The 2,280-nt window shown below is 46.6% G+C and carries 2 protein-coding genes; both read left to right on the forward strand.

Features of this window, described 5'->3' with window-relative positions:
• Nucleotides 1–26 precede the first annotated feature (26 nt).
• Nucleotides 27–1,325 carry an IS21 family transposase gene (locus tag ENN47_11950; protein ID HDP78863.1) on the forward strand — a complete coding sequence of 433 codons (1,299 nt, stop codon included), beginning with the start codon at nucleotides 27–29 and terminating at the stop codon, nucleotides 1,323–1,325.
• The gene (locus ENN47_11955; GenBank protein ID HDP78864.1) at nucleotides 1,322–2,101 is read left to right on the forward strand and encodes an AAA family ATPase; all 780 of its coding nucleotides are present in this window, start codon (nucleotides 1,322–1,324) and stop codon (nucleotides 2,099–2,101) included. Before ENN47_11950 ends, ENN47_11955 begins: the two co-directional genes overlap by 4 nt.
• The last annotated feature ends 179 nt before the right edge of the window (nucleotides 2,102–2,280 follow it).

Consider the following 2,280-nt stretch of genomic DNA (forward strand, 5'->3'; position numbering starts at 1 on the left):
CATTTGTGTCGGAATAAAAATCCCCAATGTGCAACCAGAGAGTATCTGGGATTCACATGCTCAAGGACGAGGAGTATTTTATGTTACTGGATCTAGCTCGTGAACAGGAACTGGCAACAGGGAAAGTCAACATCAGCTTATTGGCCCGAGAAACCGGCTATGACAGAAAAACTATAGCCCGGCATCTGTCTTTGGATCAACCCTCAAAACATCCTCAGACCAGACAGAAACCAAGTAAGCTGGATCCCTTCATGCCATACATCCAGAAGAGGCTGAACACCTATCCTCGTCTGAGCCGTGTCCGACTTCTGGAAGAGATCCGGAATCTGGGCTATGATGGCGGAACAACAATACTCGGCGATTATATACGCCAGATCCGCCCCAACATCACCATTCCGGCTGAAATCAGATACGAAACCAAACCGGGAGAGATGATGCAATGTGACTGGCTTGAGTATCCCTATGAAACGACCGATGGCTCCAAAAAGAAGGTTTATGGCCTCTCAATGGTTCTTGGCTATTCAAGGATGAGGTATGTAGAGTTCTTCTCTCATCAGGGTCTTCCTGCTCTTCTCAAAGGACATCTGGGGGCCTTTGAGTATTTTGGCGGAGTTACTGATATGATCCTCTATGATAACCTTCGGAGTGTCGTCCTTAAACGGAAATATCCCTCAACGGCTTCAGAATTCCATCCTCTCTTTGCCGACTTCCGTGACCACTTCGGGTTTACATCACGGCTCTGCCGCCTGGGTCGAGCGAAAACCAAAGGCAAAGTTGAACGTTCAATTCACTACATTAAAGACAACTTCTTGTATGGTCGAACTTTCCACTCTATCGAGGATCTGAACCTACAGGCACGTACCTGGCTCAATTGCGTCAATGGGAAGGTCCATGGAACCACCCATGAGATTCCATTTGATCGCTTGGTTCAGGAGAACCTGCGTCCTTTCTCCTCATACAAACCATATCTCCTCAAGAGGAAAGAATCTCGAAAAGTCTCCAAAGACTGCTACATCTCGTTATACGGGAATAGCTACTCTGTTCCCTGGAAGTTTGCAGGAAGACGTGTTGACGCATACGTCCAGGAAAACCATGTGTCAATTCAAGCTGATGGCACAGAGATCTGTACCCATACTCTCCTGAATGGGAGAAATGAGCGTTCAAAGAAAAAGGAGCATTTTGAAGGGCTTTACAAAGAAATCCTTGGATTATCCAGCAATGGTGCAAAGAAGGAGCGGATAAACAAACCAGCCATTGATCAGCATTCTGTTGAGACACGAGATCTTGCAGAATATGACGTTTTTGCAGAGGAGGGGCAGATATGACGACTCTTCTTCTCGAACAGATCCATCACCGCCTTGCCATGATGAAACTGGATACGATGGATGCTCTGCTTGAACCAACGCTTGAACGTGCAATGAATGAGAGTCTCAGTCCCATTGAGACGATCGGGTATCTGGTTGAACAGGAATGGAACAACAGGACTTCAACAAGAATTAGAACCCGGACAAAAAGTGCTGGTTTCCCTCTCCTGAAGCGAATTGAAGAGTTTGATTTTGAGTTTCAACCCTCGATTGATCAGACGGTGATCAGAGATCTTGCCACTCTGAGATTTATCGATAATGGAGAAAATGTGGTCTTCCTTGGACCACCTGGCGTGGGAAAAACGCATCTGGCGATTGGCCTGGGTGTTTCTGCTATTGAACAGGGGATCCCGGTTCTCTTCATCAATGCGTCTGTCCTGATCGAACAACTCAAAGAAGCATATCACAGTGATCAGCTTGATCGGTATCTGAAGAAACTCACCCGGCCAGGTCTCCTGATCATCGATGAGATCGGGTATCTTCCGTTTGATGCTCAGGCAGCATACTGCTTCTTCCAGTTGATATCCCGGCGATATGAGCAGGGATCAACGATCTTCACCTCGAACAAATCGTTTGGTAACTGGGGAGAGATTTTCCAGGATCAGGTGATTGCCGCAGCACTTCTGGATCGAATCCTGCATCACTGTAGAACGGTGAATATCCGGGGAGAGAGTTATCGTATGAAAGACAGAAAGAGCCACAAGTTATGGGTGAACAAGCATGAATCGGCAGAATAGAGGTTTCCTAATGTTTAACAGAGAATTGACGATAGATTTAAGTGGGGTGGGGAGAATTATTCCGACGCAGTTGGGGATTTCTAGACCGACGTTGACAAAGAGAGAGATTTCATCACTTTAGAGGATACCGAGGTTGCATTCTCCTCCATGCTTGACGAATTCGACAGCGAGTTTGAATC

The organism is Mesotoga infera (assembly GCA_011045915.1).
GTDB classification, from domain to species: Bacteria; Thermotogota; Thermotogae; order Petrotogales; family Kosmotogaceae; genus Mesotoga; species Mesotoga infera_D.

Excerpts from the sequence above, each read along its gene's own strand:
- ENN47_11950 (HDP78863.1), top strand. The coding sequence starts at position 27 with ATGTGCAACCAGAGAGTATCTGGGATTCACATGCTCAAGGACGAGGAG.
- ENN47_11955 (HDP78864.1), top strand. The coding sequence starts at position 1,322 with ATGACGACTCTTCTTCTCGAACAGATCCATCACCGCCTTGCCATGATG.